The 18,208-nt window shown below is 34.2% G+C and carries 17 protein-coding genes; 5 read left to right on the forward strand and 12 right to left on the reverse strand.

All coding sequences use genetic code 11. From position 1 onward, the window contains the following. Positions 1-10 precede the first annotated feature (10 nt). The 11 genes from aqpZ to ASE21_RS20855 all read right to left on the reverse strand — a co-directional run bounded on the left by aqpZ (position 11) and on the right by ASE21_RS20855 (position 9,708). Positions 11-727 (reverse strand): aquaporin Z, encoded by a 717-nt coding sequence (aqpZ, locus tag ASE21_RS20805; protein WP_057124616.1) that lies wholly within the window; start codon positions 725-727, stop codon positions 11-13. 32 nt (positions 728-759) lie between these two features. Further along, the gene (locus tag ASE21_RS20810; RefSeq protein WP_057124617.1) at positions 760-1,116 is read right to left on the reverse strand and encodes a DoxX family membrane protein; all 357 of its coding nucleotides are present in this window, start codon (positions 1,114-1,116) and stop codon (positions 760-762) included. Positions 1,117-1,203: 87 nt separating this feature from the next. Next, entirely contained in the window at positions 1,204-2,100 is an 897-nt protein-coding gene (locus ASE21_RS20815) for an EamA family transporter (protein WP_057124618.1), read from the reverse strand. A gap of 214 nt (positions 2,101-2,314) precedes the next feature. Beyond that, positions 2,315-3,439 (reverse strand): peptidylprolyl isomerase, encoded by a 1,125-nt coding sequence (locus ASE21_RS20820; RefSeq protein WP_057124619.1) that lies wholly within the window; start codon positions 3,437-3,439, stop codon positions 2,315-2,317. Positions 3,440-3,495: 56 nt separating this feature from the next. Beyond that, positions 3,496-4,569 (reverse strand): peptidylprolyl isomerase, encoded by a 1,074-nt coding sequence (locus tag ASE21_RS20825; RefSeq protein WP_057124620.1) that lies wholly within the window; start codon positions 4,567-4,569, stop codon positions 3,496-3,498. Between the two features lie 16 nt (positions 4,570-4,585). Further along, positions 4,586-5,251, reverse strand: coding sequence for a gliding motility-associated peptidyl-prolyl isomerase GldI (gene gldI, locus ASE21_RS20830; protein ID WP_057124621.1), 666 nt, complete (start codon positions 5,249-5,251; stop codon positions 4,586-4,588). A 6-nt stretch (positions 5,252-5,257) separates the two neighbouring features. After that, on the reverse strand, positions 5,258-6,262 hold the full coding sequence (locus tag ASE21_RS20835; RefSeq protein ID WP_057124622.1) for a DHH family phosphoesterase: 1,005 nt from the start codon (positions 6,260-6,262) through the stop codon (positions 5,258-5,260). 231 nt (positions 6,263-6,493) lie between these two features. Then, positions 6,494-7,750, reverse strand: a complete 1,257-nt coding sequence (locus ASE21_RS20840; RefSeq protein WP_057124623.1) for a voltage-gated chloride channel family protein — start codon at positions 7,748-7,750, stop codon at positions 6,494-6,496. A gap of 197 nt (positions 7,751-7,947) precedes the next feature. Further along, positions 7,948-8,331 (reverse strand): RidA family protein, encoded by a 384-nt coding sequence (locus ASE21_RS20845; protein WP_057124624.1) that lies wholly within the window; start codon positions 8,329-8,331, stop codon positions 7,948-7,950. A gap of 167 nt (positions 8,332-8,498) precedes the next feature. Beyond that, a complete protein-coding gene (locus ASE21_RS20850) occupies positions 8,499-8,798 on the reverse strand; it encodes a chaperone modulator CbpM (RefSeq protein ID WP_057124625.1) in 300 nt (99 codons plus the stop codon). Beyond that, positions 8,791-9,708 carry a DnaJ C-terminal domain-containing protein gene (locus ASE21_RS20855; protein WP_057124626.1) on the reverse strand — a complete coding sequence of 306 codons (918 nt, stop codon included), beginning with the start codon at positions 9,706-9,708 and terminating at the stop codon, positions 8,791-8,793. The genes ASE21_RS20850 and ASE21_RS20855 overlap by 8 nt, the downstream gene beginning before the upstream one ends. 316 nt (positions 9,709-10,024) lie before the next feature. Here ASE21_RS20855 and ASE21_RS20860 point away from each other — a divergent pair, with 316 nt between their 5' ends. Next, positions 10,025-10,735, forward strand: coding sequence for a hypothetical protein (locus ASE21_RS20860; protein WP_057124627.1), 711 nt, complete (start codon positions 10,025-10,027; stop codon positions 10,733-10,735). A 129-nt stretch (positions 10,736-10,864) separates the two neighbouring features. On the opposite strand, the gene ASE21_RS20865 is transcribed toward ASE21_RS20860, so the two are convergent. Next, positions 10,865-11,392, reverse strand: coding sequence for a hypothetical protein (locus tag ASE21_RS20865; RefSeq protein ID WP_057124628.1), 528 nt, complete (start codon positions 11,390-11,392; stop codon positions 10,865-10,867). A 216-nt stretch (positions 11,393-11,608) separates the two neighbouring features. Here ASE21_RS20865 and guaA point away from each other — a divergent pair, with 216 nt between their 5' ends. The 4 genes from guaA (at position 11,609) to ASE21_RS20885 (ending at position 17,695) form a co-directional block, all read left to right on the forward strand. Then, positions 11,609-13,138: a glutamine-hydrolyzing GMP synthase gene (gene guaA / locus ASE21_RS20870; protein ID WP_057124629.1), complete on the forward strand. Its 1,530-nt coding sequence runs from the start codon at positions 11,609-11,611 to the stop codon at positions 13,136-13,138. 63 nt (positions 13,139-13,201) lie between these two features. Continuing rightward, on the forward strand, positions 13,202-15,109 hold the full coding sequence (locus ASE21_RS20875) for a LysM peptidoglycan-binding domain-containing protein (RefSeq protein ID WP_057124630.1): 1,908 nt from the start codon (positions 13,202-13,204) through the stop codon (positions 15,107-15,109). A 94-nt stretch (positions 15,110-15,203) separates the two neighbouring features. Beyond that, positions 15,204-17,294 (forward strand): LysM peptidoglycan-binding domain-containing protein, encoded by a 2,091-nt coding sequence (locus ASE21_RS20880; protein ID WP_057124631.1) that lies wholly within the window; start codon positions 15,204-15,206, stop codon positions 17,292-17,294. Continuing rightward, positions 17,294-17,695, forward strand: a complete 402-nt coding sequence (locus ASE21_RS20885; protein ID WP_057124632.1) for an OsmC family protein — start codon at positions 17,294-17,296, stop codon at positions 17,693-17,695. The genes ASE21_RS20880 and ASE21_RS20885 overlap by 1 nt, the downstream gene beginning before the upstream one ends. The last annotated feature ends 513 nt before the right edge of the window (positions 17,696-18,208 follow it).

Consider the following 18,208-nt stretch of genomic DNA (forward strand, 5'->3'; position numbering starts at 1 on the left):
ATTATATACTTTAATTTGTTTGTTCTTCTTCTGTTTTCTGTAAAAGCGTTTTATATATAAATCCTCCGGCAACAGCTCCTAAAATTGGTGCGGCCCAAAAAAGCCAGACCTGCGAAAGTGGCTGACCTCCGGCGAAAATTGCCTGAGATAATGATCTTGCAGGATTTACAGATGTATTTGTAATTGGAATACTTATTAAATGGATCAGAGTTAATGCCAACCCAATCGCAATGCCGCAAAAATTAGTGTTGGCACATCTGTCCGTACTCCCTAAAATGATTAACAGAAAGAATAACGTTAATACAAATTCAGCGATAAAAGCAGCTTGTAATGAATATCCGTCAGGAGAAAAAGCTCCAAATCCGTTTGAGGCAAATGCGCCGGCTTTTGTATTATCTATTATGAATCCTGCCTTTTCAGATGCGATTATATATAACGTTCCCGCTGCAGCGATTGCACCAATACATTGTGCAATAATGTAGGGAATAAGATCTTTAGCCGGAAATCTTCCACCAGCCCACAAACCAAAAGAAACTGCAGGATTAAAATGTCCGCCGGAAATATGTCCAACAGCATAAGCCATGGTAAGAACAGTTAAACCAAACGCTAAAGCGACACCTGCAAATCCAATTCCTAATTCAGGATAGCCGGCAGCAAAAATGGCACTTCCGCAGCCGCCAAAAACCAGCCAATAAGTTCCGAAGAACTCTGCAAACAATTTTTTCATGATAAAATAATTTAGATTAATAGATTTGATTGCTAAAGGGTATATTGAAATGCCCAAAAAATCAAAACAATTTGTAAGGGCAAACGTACAAATAAAATCCATTTTGGTAAGCCAAAGCCTGCCTTTTTATTTTGAAACATGTATAAATTTGCAGGAAATATGGCGATTAGCAAAGCTATGATTCCCCACGCGGCGTATTTAGTTGTAAAAGAGTATAGTAGTAAAATGCCGAGTACTATTTCGGCAATTCCACTTAAAGTATTTAGGGTTTTAGGATTTTTAAAGAAAGGCGGAATAATCTTGATATACATTCCGGGTTTTCGAAAATGATTCAATCCGGCAAGTATATAAAGTATCGCCATTAAATATAAGTGCCAGGGTAAATTCATGATAATTAATTATTTATAACGAAATTATAAAAAAATTAACACTTATTGAATTACAGGGCCTGTTTTTTTAATAGATGCTAAAAATTTTTAAATTTTCCGCTTGAAATTTACATTCATAATAATGATTGCAAGAATAATTAAGACAATTCCAATCCATTGAGTTAATATAACTGTTTCATTTAAAAGTACATAAGCCATCATTACAGAAACCGGAAGTTCTAATGCAGAAACAATACTTCCTAATCCAATTCCGGTTAACGGAAAGCCTAAATTCATAAGCATTGGAGGAATTATAGTTCCAAACAATGATAAAACAATTCCCCATTTCAAGAAAATTGCCAGGTTAAAAGGCGTAACCTGCGTAAAAAAACCGAAAGTAAAAACGATAACAGCGCCTCCAAGAAGCATATATAAACTGCGCTGAGCAGAAGAAATCTCAACAGCCACACGATTTGCAGTAAACATAGTGGTTGTAAATGAAGCTGCAGCTAAAATTCCCCAAACGATTCCGCGCCAATCTAATACTATATCATTTTTTAAAATATTAGTTGCTAAAACTGTTCCTGTCAGTACAATAAAAACAGCGATGACTTTTTGTTTTGAAGGCAGTTTTTTTTCTAAAATCATTTCTAGTAAAACGCCCATCCAAACGGTCTGCATTAATAAAACGATTCCGATAGAAACCGGGATAAATTTTACGGCTAAGTAATAAAATAAACTTGTCATTCCAAGCGAAGTTCCGGCAAGCATTAAACTGGCAATATTTTTTGAAGATGCTTTGACCGCTTTTCCTGTATTTTTTACTTTTTGAAATGCATTAATAATCAAAATACCCAAAATTCCCAGTACAAATTGAGATGTTGTAACTTCGGCTGTTGTATAACCTTCTGCATAAGCCATTTTTACGAAAGTAGCTAACATTCCGTAAGTTGTAGCTCCTAAAGCAACTAAAAACACTCCTTTTAATACGTTATTTTGTGACATTTTGATTTTGTGTTTTAAAAAATTCAAGCCGGCAAAGGTAAGCTATTTTGGTTAAGAATTAATAGAAAAGAAGTGTAAACGTTACTGTTGTGTTTGTTTGAGAGATTATAATGGGTTAAAATTTAGGAATTTGACAGAATTGAATAAAATAAAAAAAGCCATCAAAACTTAAATTTGATGGCTTTTTATCTGTTTATAAAAATAATTTGAAATCTTATTTTGCAGGTTGATTTTGATAAGTTTCAATTTCAAAAATCAAAGTAGCATTTGGCGGAATAACTCCTCCGGCGCCCTGCGGTCCGTAAGCTAAATTTGAAGGCAGGAAGAAAATGGCTTTTTCACCATCTGTCATCATATCTAATGCTTCAATAAAACCGGGAATCATACCGTCTTTTTTTCCAACTGTAAATGGAAAAGCTTTATAACCGCCTTGAGCATCTCTGTTTGGATCATATTTTCCGTATGCTTTAGCCACTTCAGGAATGCTGCTGTCAAAAAGGTTTCCATCTTCAAAATATCCTGCATAATGAAAATAAATGTTAGAACCCTCAGCACCTTTTACACCAGTTCCGTTTTTGGTAACTACATATTTTAATCCAGATGCAGTTGTAGCTGCTTTAGCTTTTGTAGCTGCAAAATAGGCTGCTTTTTCGGCAACTACCTTTTTAGCTTCTTCTTTTTTAGTTTCTTGTTTTTTTACATCATCGCTAAATACTTTTACAGCATCAAATTTTTTCGCTGCAGCGCCTTTGCGGGTAATTGTAATTTTTGTCATAATATCGTCCTGAACAATTTTATTTACATTGTCCATTCCGGAAACTACATGACCAAAAATAGTATGTTTTCCGTTTAACCACGGAGTATCTTTGTGTGTTATGAAAAATTGGCTTCCGTTTGTTGCAGGACCAGAATTTGCCATTGCTAAAACACCGCCTTTTTCAAATTTCAATTCTTCAACAAATTCATCTTTAAAAGCATATCCGGGACCACCAGAACCGTTTCCGTCAGGATCGCCGCCCTGAATCATGAAATCATTGATAACTCTGTGAAATTTCAAACCATCATAAAAAGGTTTTCCTTTCAGTTTTTCTACTTTTACATAAGGGTTTTTTCCTTCTGCCAAAGAAATAAAGTTTGCAACAGTTACCGGTGCTTTTACATATTCTAATGAAACAACAATGTCTCCTTTTGTTGTAGAAATCGTTGCAAAAATACCCTCAGCAGGATTTGCAGCTGTAGCTGTTTTTGCAGTTTTAGGTTTTGCTGCAGTTGTTTTTTTTGCCTGAGCCTGAATGTTTAAAACAGCCAGACAGAATAAAAATAGAAATTTAAATTTCATTGTATTTTAAATTTAGTTCTGTAAAAGTAATTATAAGAAATTGATTATAAAAATAATTATGGCTTCTCTAATAATTGAACTTCAAAAATAATGTTTGCATTTGGCGGGATAACTCCTCCTGCTCCGGTTGCTCCATAACCTAAATGAGACGGAATAAAAAGAACTGCTTTATCTCCAAATGAAAGTTTTTCGATTCCTTCAATAAATCCGGGAATCAGGCCGTCTTTACGTCCTGCCTGAAAAGGAATTGGCTGATAACCGTGCTGTTCTGCTCTCGCAGCATCAAATTTTCCAAATGCTTTATTTACCTCTTCAATACTTGAATCAAATAATGTTCCGTCTTCAAGGAAGCCTGCATAATGGATATAAACCTGAGTTCCTGCAGCAGGTTTTTTTCCAGAACCTTTTTCAGTAATAACATATTCTAAACCAGTTGGTGTTTTTACAGCTTTTGGTTTTATGGAAGCGTAATAATCTACTTTTTCTTTTTGAGCTCCGGCATATTTACTTTGTTCTTTTGCTATACATGCAAAATAATCGTGAAATACTTTTACTCCATCAAACTTTTTAGCAGCTTCACCATTTCTGATGATCGTAACCGTAATAATATTGTCTCCCTGAACTACTTTGTTTACTACTTCTTGCCCTTTTTCTACAACATGTCCAAAAATTGTGTGTTTGTTATCTAACCACGGAGTTTCAACATGCGTAATAAAAAACTGGCTGCTGTTTGTACCGGGGCCATTGTTGGCCATTGCTAACACACCAGCTTTGTCAAATTTTAAATCTGAAAATTCGTCTTTAAATTTATATCCTGTATCTCCTGAACCAGTTCCTAAAGGATCTCCGGACTGAATCATGAAATCTTCAATAACTCTGTGAAATTTTAAGCCATCATAAAAAGGTTTTTTCTTTAATTTTTCATCGGTTATAAATTCGTTTTTTCCTTCTGCGAGTGTTACAAAATTGGCAACAGTTATGGGTGCTTTTTTATAATCTAATTCAACAATAATATGTCCTTTATTAGTTTCGATATCGGCATATAATCCATCAGGTAAATTACTGTGGTCGTCTTTACAAGAATAAAATGAACTTACGGCTAGCAGCAATAATAAAATACTCTTTTTCATTTTTTAAAATGGTTTTTTATGGGTTTAATGTGTCTTTTTTAGTTGGGGCAGCAGGTTTTGCCGTTATTGGTTTTGAAACTGCAGGACTTGCAGGTTGTGCAGATCCAGATGCCGGAGCGGTGGTAGTTTGTGCAGGATCAGGAACAAAATTACGTAAGGTAACTGTGCAGATTAAGGATTGATTAGGTCCAATTTTTTTGTTATCTCCATGATATCCATAAGCAATATGTGATGGAAATAAAAAAGTCACGGTTTCATTTTTTTTCATGTACTTAATCCCGTCGCGCAATCCCATCATAATATCTTGTTTATCCACATAATAAGTTTGTGGGCCAAGATCAGATTCAGAATAAATGATTTTTCCGTCAATACTTTTAACTTCTAAATTGAAATATGCAATATCTCCTTTTTTTGGAGTTGCTGTTTCGGTAGTGCTTTTTTCATCATAAGTAAACCAATATCCTTTTTTAGTAGCATAATATTTTACTTTCGGATTGCTTTTGATGATTTTTTTGATGACCTGTTCTTCATTTGCAACTAATTTTTTGTTTCGGTCTGCCGATTTTTTCATAAAAGTACCCGAAGCTCTGGAAACAGGCATTCTGATATCTTCATGCTGTTTACAGCCTGCCAATAAAACTGCTAAAAGCAGTGAATAAATGCTGATTTTTAAGTAGTTCATATTGGTTTATAATTTTAGTTTAGTTACTAAATCTTCAAATTTTCTCAGTGTTTCTTCCATTGAGGTTTCAGATCTTCCGCCTGCCGCATTTACGTGTCCGCCTCCGTTAAAATGATCTCGTGCAAACTGGTTTACATCAAATCCGCCTTGTGAACGGAAAGAAATTTTAATGATTTTCTCTTCTTTATTTTCGATAAAGATAGCAGTAAATACAATTCCTCGTATACTTAATCCATAATTTACAATTCCTTCTGTATCGCCTTTTATATAATTAAAAGAATCCAGTTCTTCCTGCGTAAGAGAAGTATAAGAAGTTTTGTGCTCTTCAAAAATTTTCATGTTCTGAAGTGCGCGTCCCAATAATTGCAAACGGCTGTAAGAGCTGTTATCGTATAATAAAACTGGTATTTGAGTGTTTTCAACGCCCAGATCAATTAATTCAGCAATAATTCGGTGTGTATTTCCAGTAGTTCCCGGAAAACGAAACGAACCAGAATCAGTTAAAATTCCGGTGTAAATACAAGTAGCAATGGTTTTGTCAATATCTTCTTTTTTATTTAAGAAAGTAATAAAATTGTAAACCATCTCGCAAGTAGAGCCGTACGAAGGATCAGAATAGGTATAGGCGGCGTAATCATGCGGTTTTTCATGATGATCGATCATGATAAATGGAGCAGTTAGTTTAACTAAAGTATGTTCCATTTCGCCTGTGCGATGAAAAGCGTTAAAGTCAAGTGTAAAGATCAGCTCGGCTTCTTCTAATATTTTAGTACAGTTTTCCGTATCTCTTTCAAAGATTTTTACTGTTTCTGAACCTGGCAGCCAGGCCAGAAAATTAGGAAAATCATTTGGCGCAATAACAGTTGGCTGGTGATTGTTTTTTAATAAAAAATGGTATAATGCTAAAGTAGAACCCATGGCATCACCATCTGGTCCTCTGTGTGGAATTATTACGATTTTCTTTGGAGCAGCAAGCAATAATTGAATCGCCTGAATATCTTGTATTTTCATAGTGTGCGAATTTACATTTTTTTAATGTAATGCTGAAAATATTTTTAGTGTTCAGTTTTTAGTTTTCAGTCGCAGTCTCAGTTTTCAGTTTCTTACGATTGGTTATACTGTGGGATTTCATTTGTCTTTGAAAAATGACACACGAATGATACGGATTCGTTTACGCGAAAATACTGATTTGTACCGATTTTTTATTTTGGAATTGGAACTTAAAACCAGGAAATTCTCTTTTTATAAATTCTCAAGTTCTTTTTTCTGAAATCTTTGATACAATTTATACTTCACGCCCTTTACAATCTGCGATTTATAAATACCAACTGAGCCTGATGAAAAATAAGCAATTGTGCAGCCAATTGCTATAAAAATTCCCGGCTGAAGTCCGAATAATTCCATTCCCATAATAGTGCAGGCAATAGGAGTGTGGGTTGCACCGGAAAATACAGAAACAAACCCGATTCCAGCTAAAAGTGCAATTGGCATTGGGATAAATAATGACAGCGCACTTCCTAAAGTGGCACCAACAAAAAACAATGGTGTTACTTCTCCGCCTTTAAAACCAGCGCCTAAAGTAAAACCCGTAAATAAAATTTTAAGCAGAAAATCGTACCATTCGCTCGGATTAGAAAATGAATCAACAATTACCGGAACGCCAAGTCCGGAGAATTTAGTAAATCCTAAACCTGCAATAGCAACAGCTAAAACAATTCCGCCAATAACAGGACGAAGCGGAGGATATTTGATGTTTTTTGAGAAAAGAGAACCCCAGAAATGTGTACTTCTTGAAAAAAGTAAAGCAGCAAAGCCAGAAAGAAGCCCAACTAATAAGGTATAAAGAATTGTATTAAAACTAAGTTCGCAAACAATTGGAATGCTGTAATGTTTGTGTTTAATTTTCCAGAATTCTACCGTAAAATAAGCTGCGTAAGCCACAATAAAAGAAAGTAAAATGCTTTTGAAATTAATTTTACTGAAATACAAAACCTCCACAGCAAAAACAGCGCCCGCCAAAGGGGTTCCAAAAACAGAAGCAAAACCCGCACTGATTCCCAGAATGATTAATATTCTACGTTCGGCATTGTCTAATTTGAATATTTTTGAAAACTGATCTGCAATTGCGCCACCCATTTGTACAGCTGTACCTTCACGTCCGGCAGAACCTCCAAATAAATGGGTTATCAAAGTCCCGAAAAGAACCAGAGGTGCCATTTTAAACGGAATAACTTTTTTAGGTTTTTCGTATTCTTCCAGCAGTAAATTATTACCTTTTACAACAGATTCTCCCCAATAATAATAACTTAAACCAACTAAAAATCCGCCGAAAGGCAAAAGCCATACAATCCAGTCATGATGAATTCTAAATTGTGTAACCCATTCTAAAGAAACCAAAAAAAATGCTGATGCAGAACCTGATAATATGCCTATCAAAGCACAAATTACGACCCATTTAGGAATATCGAAAACTAATTGTTTTATGGTTTGGGAAGTCATTAATTGTTTGTGATGTTTTTCAGCCACGAATTTCACGAATTTCAACGAATTTTCATTAGTATTCAGTTAATTTTTATTCATTGTCAGGCTGAGCGAAGTCGAAGCCATTTTGGTGTAAAAGCCTTCGACTTCGCTCAGGACGACATAAGAAAAAAAAATAATTAGTGTAATTAGTGAAATTCGCGGCAAAAAACTATTTATTGCACAACAGCTGTAAATTCAATTTCAACCAAATATTCAGGAGCAACTAATTTACTGATTTCATAAAAACCTGTAGTGGGTTTCACATCTTTAAAAAATGCTGAATGTGCTCTTGCCACTTCTTCAAAAGTATCTACGTTTGTTGTGAAAATTCGCGTTCTGATAACATCTTTTATTCCAACATTTAAATCTTCCAGAACTTTTTCAACGCGTTCAATAATATTATACGTCTGTGCATAAGCGTCATCGGCTTTTACTTTATCGCCGTCAACAATTGCCACAGTTCCCGAAACTTCAATGATATTACCAATTCTTACAGCGCGGCAGTATCCCATTTTGTCTTCCCACGGCGATCCTGTTAAGATATTTTCTCTTTTCATTTTACGAGGTTTTTCGAATTATTTCTGCAGATTTTTGAAAATAATTCAGGTTAATTAATGCGCTGCAATTTATGAAATAACCATGGCAAAAAGAATTTTAATAAGTTGAAATCACATTGAAAATGTTCTTTTTTGTGATATTTTAAAAAGCATCAAATTTATATTTTCTATAGATGTTCTTCGTAAATTCTGAGTTTGTTTTGTACAGTGGTTAAATGCTGCTGCAAAGATTCAATCTTATTCAGTAAATGGTAAATAGCATCAATTCCTTCCAGATTTATATTTAAATCATAATGCATCCGGATCATTTTTTCTATTTCAGGCAATTGTTCCGGCTGCAAAAATTCGTCATTTTCTTCAATAATAATTTTAACTAAACCATAATTATTGAGTTCGGTTATAAAAGTATTTTCAATTTCGTGATAAAGACAAAATTGTTTTATTTGGATTAAGTTCTTGTTACTCATGATTTCTAAGTTTAGATAGTTCTGCAAAAAGTTCTTTTTCTTTTTCAGACAGCTTAGTTGGAATTTTAAGATTGTACGTTATATATAAATCTCCAAATTGATTGTCCTTTTTGTAAATAGGAAAACCTTTGCCTTTCAGTTTTATTTTTGTTCCGGTTTGAGTTTCGGCGGGAACTTTAATTTTTACTTTTCCATCAAATGTTTTGATATTAATTTCTCCGCCCAAAACGGCAGTATATAAATCAAGATCAACATTTGAATATAAATTGTTGCCTTCTCTTTTAAAATCAGAATTATTTTCAATAATAAACGTAATGTACAAATCACCGTTTGGTCCGCCATTGATTCCAGGTCCGCCATGTCCCGGAATTTTTATAACCTGGCCATTTTCGACTCCGGCAGGAATTGTAATTCGGATATTTTTGCCATTTACAGTTAAACTTTGTTTGTGAGTAGTATAAGCCGAAGCTAAATCTAACTGCAGTTCAGCATTAAAATCTTGTCCTCTGTATTTGGACTGGCTGCGGCTGCTTCGTCCTGAACCATACATCGAATTGAAGAAATCAGAAAAATCGCTTCCCGAAAAATCACCGCCAAAACCAGAAAAATCCTGACTGCTGCTTTGTTGTCTCGAATATTGCTGCTGCTGATTTGGGTCATAACCTGCTTTTTCAAATTCATCGGCATGCTGCCAGTCTTTTCCATATTTATCATATTTTTTTCGATTTTCAGGGTTACTCAAAACTTCGTTTGCTTCGTTGATTTCCTTGAATTTTTTCTCCGCTTCCTTATCATTCGGATTCAGGTCCGGATGATATTTTCTGGCCAGTTTTCGATATGCTTTTTTAATCTCGGCTTCAGTTGCTGATTTTGTAACATCTAAAGTTTTATAGTAGTCTATATAATCCATTTTCTTTGTATTTTAAGATAAATAAATTTGGTATTGAAGTTAAGAATAAGTTATTAAGAATCAAAATGCTGCGCGTTAGTTTTAAGTAAATAATAACGCACAATGAACATCTTTTAGAATTTGGAATTTAAAATTTTGAGATTTTATTTTTTTTTGATAAAAAAAATTTTGGCAGGTTTTTTGATTCCAAAAATTAGTCTAATATATTGTTATAGTATTCTTAAAGTTGCCGCACCAAACTTATTTATGCTATTTTTGTGATGTGTACTTAAAATTCTATAAATAATTATAAGGCCGACTCGATAACCACTTTTCAATGAAGCATATTTTATTTTTCATACTATTTTTTACTGCTGTAACTGTTTCAGCACAAACTGAATTTGGAACAAAATTTAAGCCCATTCCGGCTCCTAAATTTAGTGCAAAGAAAAAAACACAGGTTCCGAAAGTCAAAGATCCCGCAGCAGAAACCGCTGATATTCCGAGTATAAAAACACCAAATGTTTTTGACAATACGACTATTACTCCAAAATCCCAATTTCAGATAGGGCAGGAGAAAAGTAAATTTAGTATGTCTACAGAAAATGATTTTGCCAATCCGGGCGATCAGTATGTAGCCAAAATGGAGAAAGATGTAGACAAAGCTTTACGAGACGCAGGATTAAGAGAAGGAAGAGGAACATTGGTAAAGAAAAACATCTCACTGGGAAATTTCAAAACCAAATCAGAATATTTTATTGTCAAGTTTCGTGATTTTGGAGCTATTGACGGCGATTTGGTCAAAGTTACTTCCAATGATGCTGTAATTGCAGACCAGATCTTATTGGATGCCAGCTTTAAACAGGTAAAAATAAACTTAGCGGAAGGTTTTAATAAACTAGATTTTGAAGCCTTGAACATTGGTTCATTAGGCGGAAATACGGCAGAAATTCAAGTTTACGACGACAAAGGCACATTAATAACCAATGATTACTGGGATAATCTCGCAGCTGGATTTAAAGCTTCGATTGTAGTTACAAAAGAATAATTTTGTTGAGTTGCTAAGATACTAAGGTTCTAAGATACTGAGTTTTACTTAGCATCTTAGAACTTTTTAATTTTAAATAAAGAAAAAACTTAGAGCCTTAGCACCTCAGTACCTTAGCATCTCAGAACCTTAGAACGGATCCGCAGTTACTCTAAACTTCATATCTGCTTTTATCGTTACATCTTTAGTAAGTGTTTCTTTAAGCGTAACCTGAGTTCTGATTTTATATTTATCAGCTTTAATATATTGATCCAGTTTTTTATCGGTACAAACCAGATCAATTGTATTGCCGGACGAATTAATGTTATCCTGATAGGCTAATTCAATTTCATCAGAATCTGTTGTTGAGATAAATAAATGTATTGATTTTAAAAACGTAAAAGTTTTGTCAGAAGGATCTGCGATTGAAATTTTAAGCGATCTGATTTTTACGTCTTTTACCAAACTAGCCTTAGTTTTATTGTTTTCAAATTCGGCTGATGAATTGGTTGTAACATCGGGAGTAATTATTTCTGTTGGTAAATTCAGCGGAGACGTACTTTTAATTTTAATTGAAGTTTCGTTCGAAATAGTAAAACTCAGTAAATCATCAACAGCATCACAAGAAGTTAAAAACAGCAGTGATAAAAGGGTAATGGCAATAAATTTTAATTTCATAGTTAAATTATATGGGATTTTTTCAGATATACGTTATTTGGAGTTAAATGGTTTTCTGATTTTGGGCAAAGTTACAAAGTTCAAAAGATAAAGTTTATAAACCTTTGAACGTTTGTACCTCACAGCCTGTAGACCTAAAAATTGGAACGTTAAAAAAAAATATTTTTTTTCAACGTTCCAATTTTTCAATTTCGAATATAAAAAGTATTTTTGCGCATGCAACACAACGTACTTATTTTAGATTTCGGATCGCAATATACACAGCTTATTGCGCGTAGAGTTCGCGAATTAAATATATTCTGCGAAATTTTTCCTTACAATCACTTTCCTAGTGATTTATCAGCTTACAAAGCAGTAATTTTAGGCGGAAGCCCGTTTTCTGTTCGTGCAGAAGATGCACCGCATCCTGATTTATCTCAAATCAGAGGTAAACTTCCAATGCTTGCCGTTTGTTACGGAGCGCAATATTTAGCTCATTTTAGTGGAGGTGAAGTTGCAGCTTCAAACACAAGAGAATACGGCAGAGCCAATTTGTCTTACATAAAAGATAATGAAGTTTTCTTTGACGGAGTTTCAGAAAACAGTCAGGTTTGGATGAGCCACAGTGATAGTATTAAGGCGCTTCCAGCAAATGCTGTAAAATTGGCAAGCACACACGACGTAGAATTTGCCGCATATAAAATTGAAGGCGAAACAACTTACGGAATTCAATATCATCCAGAAGTTTTCCATTCTACAGATGGATCAAAAATGCTGGAAAACTTTTTAGTAAAAATTGCCGAAGTTCCTCAAAACTTTACGCCAGGTGCTTTCGTTGAAGAAATGGTAGCAGAGCTAAAAGAAAAATTAGGAAATGATAAAGTTGTTCTTGGTTTATCAGGAGGAGTAGATTCTACAGTAGCAGCAGTTTTATTAAACAAAGCAATTGGTCAGAATTTATATTGCATTTTCGTAAACAACGGACTTTTACGTAAAAACGAATTCCAAAATGTATTAGATCAATACAAAGGAATGGGATTAAATGTAAAAGGTGTTGATGCGGGAGATCGTTTTCTTGGTGAATTAGCCGGAATCAGCGATCCTGAAACCAAACGTAAAACAATCGGACGTGTATTTATCGAAGTTTTTGATGATGAATCACATTTACTGGAAGATGTAAAATGGTTAGCTCAGGGAACGATTTACCCAGACGTTATCGAATCTGTTTCTGTAAAAGGACCATCGGCAACAATTAAATCACACCATAATGTAGGTGGATTGCCGGATTATATGAAATTAAAAATTGTAGAACCGCTTAGAATGCTTTTTAAAGACGAAGTACGACGAGTAGGAGCTACTTTAGGAATAGATCCTGAATTATTAGGAAGACACCCTTTCCCGGGACCGGGATTATCAATTAGAATTCTAGGAGATATTACTCCGGAAAAAGTACAGATTTTACAAGATGTTGATTCTGTTTTTATTGAAGGATTAAAATCCTGGGGATTATACGATAAAGTTTGGCAGGCTGGAGCAATTCTGCTTCCGGTAAACAGTGTTGGTGTAATGGGCGATGAGCGTACTTACGAAAAAGTAGTAGCGCTTAGAGCTGTAGAATCAACAGATGGTATGACGGCTGACTGGGTTCATTTACCTTATGACTTTTTGATGAAAGTGTCAAACGACATTATCAACAAGGTAAAAGGCGTGAATCGTGTAGTTTACGATATTAGTTCAAAACCACCTGCAACAATTGAGTGGGAATAGTACCATATTTTAAAATTAAGGTCTTACATTTGTAAGGCCTTAATTTTTTATAACCTACTATTTATGAGAGAACTTTTAACGATTTCTCTTGTGTTTATTTTGTCTTTTAACAAAATAACTGCACAAGATTCAATTATTGAGCATAAGATTCAAAAAGGGGAAACAGCTTATTTTATTGCCCAAAAATATAAGGTTTCTGTTGAGGAAATATTCAAACTCAACCCCGAATCGCAAAACGGAATCAAAGACAATCAAATTATTAAGATTCCGGTTCATTCTCCACAAAAAATAAATCAGGAACAGCAGACTGTTCATATTGTTGCCGAAAAAGAAACACTTTACGGTTTGTCGAAACAATATCATGTTTCTGCAGAAAGTATTCAAAACGCTAATCAGGAGGTTTTGGCAAACGGACTTCAGGCCGGGCAGCAATTAATTATTCCGCAGCAGACTTCAAATCTTCCTAAAACTGAAATTACAGCGTCTTCAAAAACAACACATCTTGTTTTGGCAAAAGAATCTTTATTCAGCATTGCCAGACAATATAATGTTTCGGTTCAGGATTTAGAAACCCTTAATAAAGAATTATTGCAAAACGGATTACAGATTGGTCAGACCATTGCAATTCCAAACAAAAGAAAAACTTTAGATGGAAGAGTTCGTGTAATTAATCAGGAAACTGTTTTTCATGTTGTTGAGCCAAAAGAAACCAAATTTTCGATTGCTAAGAAATACGGCATTACCATCGAGCAGTTAGAATCTCAAAATCCGGAAATTGTTAATGGATTAATTGTCGGCAATAAACTGGCAGTCAATACATCAGCAATTAAACCAGCAAATGAAAGTGAAGAATTAATGCTGGCTCTTGCCGAAAAACAGGTGGTAGTCGAAAAAACAAAAGCCAAAACCGTTGAGATTGAAGATTTAAAAGACAGATTGGTTATTCAAAAAGAAATGAACCAGAAGATTATAAAAATTAACGATCTGAAAGTTAATTTGAATGATATGAACGGTTCAAAAGAAAATTCGGTTGAAAAATTACGTTTGGTTTTAGAAGCCAATAAAAATGTTCAGGATATTTTAATGGCAAAATTAGATTCATTGGTAAATACAATGAATAATGATTTGGCCGAATTAAAACGAATGGATGTTTTAAATGTGGAAGAATCGAAACGGCTGGAAAAAAAATCTTATGAAAGTATCGGAAAAACGGGCGAACTATCTTCTCAGTTAAAAAAAGAGCTTGCTGAAAATAGAAAAGCGTATGCCGGCTTAATGAATAAAGTGGAGAAAATTGCCGTTGAAGAAAATCAGGAGTATAAAAAGAAAATCCGCGAAAGCGAAAAAAATAATAACGTTACTTCGATACAGCAAAGGCTTTCCATAGAAGAAATCAAACGTTACAAAATTGATCAGGAAGAAGGAGATGCCAAAAATCAAACCTTAATTGCTAAAATTGATTCTTTGGATACGCAAAAGCAAATTGAAGTAAAACGACATATCAGCAAAGCGTGTTATTATAGTATGGAAGCCAGAAAATTTGACGACAAACTGGCTTTGATTAAATTGAAAAAGTATCAGGATGAAGCCATTAAAAAATCGACTCCTGCAGAAACTTCAAAAGCAATTTCAATAGAAGAAATGCGCCGCGAGCTTAAAGAAAATCCTTTTAAGAATGAAAAAAATGTAAGTATAGAAGTTTATGATAATCTTAAAGAAGTTTCAAACGGCTATTACTTAGTTTTAGGTATATTTACAGACGCAGTTCCAAGAGATAAGTTAATTATGAAACTTATTGATTCTGGCGATTTTAACGCTGGTTTTTTCTTTAATGTAAACAGCCTTTCGTATTATGTCTATTCAGATAGATTCCAAAATATGGAAGAAGTTTTTTACCAATGCAAGAAAAAAGAAGAAGATGAGTTATATAAGAACGTTATTATTGCTAAGTTAGAAATTGATCTCAGGTAATTTTAGCAGGAAACGGTAACTGGCGCGAATCTTGTATAAGAGAAATTAGTATCTTGTTTTGAATTAAAAATTAAAATTGTTTTAAGTCTTATTTATGAAATATTATTCAACATTATTTTTACTTGTTTTTTTTATAACCTGTTCTGCTTTTTCGCAAGGAAAAGCGATAAAATACACGGTTTCAAGTGGAGAAACAGTTAACCAGATTGCTCAAAAGTTTAAGGTTACGCCTTTTGATATTTATGAGTTAAATCCGGATGCACGTAATGGGGTAAAACCAAATACGGTTTTGTTGATTCCGGCGGCGGGTAAAAAAGAAACAGCTGCGGTAAAATCAACCGCTAGTGCAAAAGCGACGACACACGAAGTACAGCCTAAAGAAACACTATTTGGCCTTGAAAAAAAATACGGAATTAGTGATGAAGCCCTAAAAGCAGCAAATCCTTTTTTGGTTACAGATGGTTTACAGCCCGGGCAGACATTAACTATTCCAGGTAAGGGATCTGTTTCGAAAACGGCAGGATCTGAGAAAAAGAAAGATAAAGGTGCAGAAAAATATGTTTACCACGATGTTCAGCCAAAGGAAACTAAATTTGGAATTGCAAAACAATATGGAATTTCAATTGAAGAATTAGAAAAAAGAAACCCGGAAATTGCTGCCAGTCTGCCTGTTGGATATCGATTGACAATTAAAGGAACTGCCCCTAAAACCGAAACAGCGGCACCTGTTACTACAGCTGCAAAACCTGAAGAAACCAAAAAGCCTGCAGAATCTAAAAAAGCAGTTACTTATATGGAATATCAGGTAAAACCAAAAGAAACCTTTTATAGTTTAGGAAGAGTTTTTCATTTAACACAAGAAGAATTAGTTGCTCTAAATCCGTCACTTTCTGAGGGTGTAAAGGAAGGAATGGTTTTAAAAGTTCCTGCTGGATATGTAGCTCCGGCGCCAATTATTGCACAATCTCAGCCAGCTGAAAAAAGTGTCCAGACTTCTGTAGAAAAACCAATTGAAAAACCAGCTGAAAGCAGCGGCGGAGGAATTAAAATTGTAGACAAAGTAAAATCTGAAACTGTTTCTGCAGATCCGGAAGTTGTCGAACTGACTAAAAAAAGAGGACAAAACGAACGTAAAAAAGTGGTTTTATTACTTCCGTTTAATTTGGCTAAACTGCAAAGTGATACAACCGGAACGGCAGCTCGTTTAAAAACAGATAAATTTTTAAATATGACTCTTGATTTTTATTCGGGAGCAATGATGGCGATTGATTCGGCAAAAGCATTAAAATTACCAATTGATGTTTCGATTTACGATTCGCAGGAAACAAAAACAACATCAAATATTTCTAATTTAATTGCCCAGAATAAATTGCAGGAAGCAGATGCAGTTGTTGGTCCGTTCTATCAAAATAATGCCGAATCTGCTGCAAATTCATTACGTTTATATAATGTCCCGGTTATTTCGCCATTGTCAAAAGATGCTGCAAATCCTATCGATAATTTGTACCAGACAATACCTTCAAACGACGTTGTACGAAATGCAGTTTTCGATTATATGAGAGCTAAAAACGGAAATATTGTGGCAGTTGTCGACAAGAAAAAGGAATCAGTAATCAGTTATATTAAGCAAAACCAAAAAGGAGTTGTTTTTGCCGCGCTTACAGAAACAGGAGCACTAGACGTTGCTAATTTAAAAAGCTTATTGCTGCCTAACCGTTTAAATTATGTAGTTATGGAAACTGCCAATACGGCCATGATCAAAACAGTAATTAAAGCTTTGACTGATTCGCAAAAAACATGTCAGGTGCAATTGGTTATTTTAGAACCAAATAGTACGCTTGATACAGATGAAATTAGTTTTGATAATTTGGTAAAACTAAAATTAATGTATCCGTCAGTTACCCGTGACAGTGATGACCAGTCAGTTTCGATCTTTAAAAAGGAATATAAACTGAAAAACAAAACGTATCCAAATACTTATGCAACAAGAGGTTTTGATGTAACTTTTGATACCATGATGCGTCTAGTTCAGGGAAAAACGTATCAGGAAACGGCAGATTTAATGACCACACAGCAAGTTGATAATAAATTTCAATTTTATAAAAAAGAAGATGGCGGACACGCAAACAAAGGCGTGTACATTTTATATTACGATTCAGATTTAACTTTAAAAGAAGCAAATTAATGACATCAAAAGTAACATACTTAGGCGATTTAAGAACAAAATCAGTTCACATACAATCTGGAAGTGAAATCATTTCTGATGCACCTCTTGATAATAATGGAAAAGGCGAAGCTTTTTCTCCAACAGATACAGTGGCAAATGCTTTAGCTAGCTGCATGTTTACAATAATGGGAATTAAAGCTCGTGATTTAAACGTAGATTTAGTGGATTCAACAGCTGAGGTTACTAAAATAATGAATGCAGAACCACGCAGAATAGGTGCAATAGAAATTGTTTTTGAACTAAAAAGCAACGCTGATCAAAAAAACAAAACTATTTTGGAGCGTGCAGCAATGACTTGTCCAGTATTTTTGAGTTTAAGTTCAGAAATTGAAAAGAAAATTACTTTCAACTGGAAATAATATAATTGATACATAAATACTAAAGCCGTCAGTAATTGACGGTTTTTTTATGCATTTTACCAGCAAAAGAAAAATTAACAAAATATTCATACCAATTTTTGGTTCTTCAAAATATAATGAAGTATCTTTGCTTTGCAAAAAATACGCATTTTTATGCAAAAATAATGCAATCGATTTAAGGTGAAATGAGATTCACTTTTCAATCCTGTTTGGAATCTTCTGAGTGAGATAAAATGATATTCCAAATTCTGCTTCAAATCAATAATTTAAATTTTGTTGTATTCCGTTTATAAAGGTTTTATCTTTATATGGTATTGATTGTTATTGTTTTAGCAAGGTTTTGACTTGCTTTTTTGCGATGTAAAATATTGGTTTAACGCCGATTTATAATCTAAGAATAAAAAAAACTATATCATGTTAAAAAGTAAAATAGACAAAGCGACCGGTTTTGAGAAACGCTTCGAGAAGATCAATACGGTAGTATTTGAGAATTCAGTTGAGGCATCAAAAGCG

It is taken from the genome of Flavobacterium sp. Root901 (genome assembly GCF_001429765.1).
Classification (GTDB): domain Bacteria; phylum Bacteroidota; class Bacteroidia; order Flavobacteriales; family Flavobacteriaceae; genus Flavobacterium.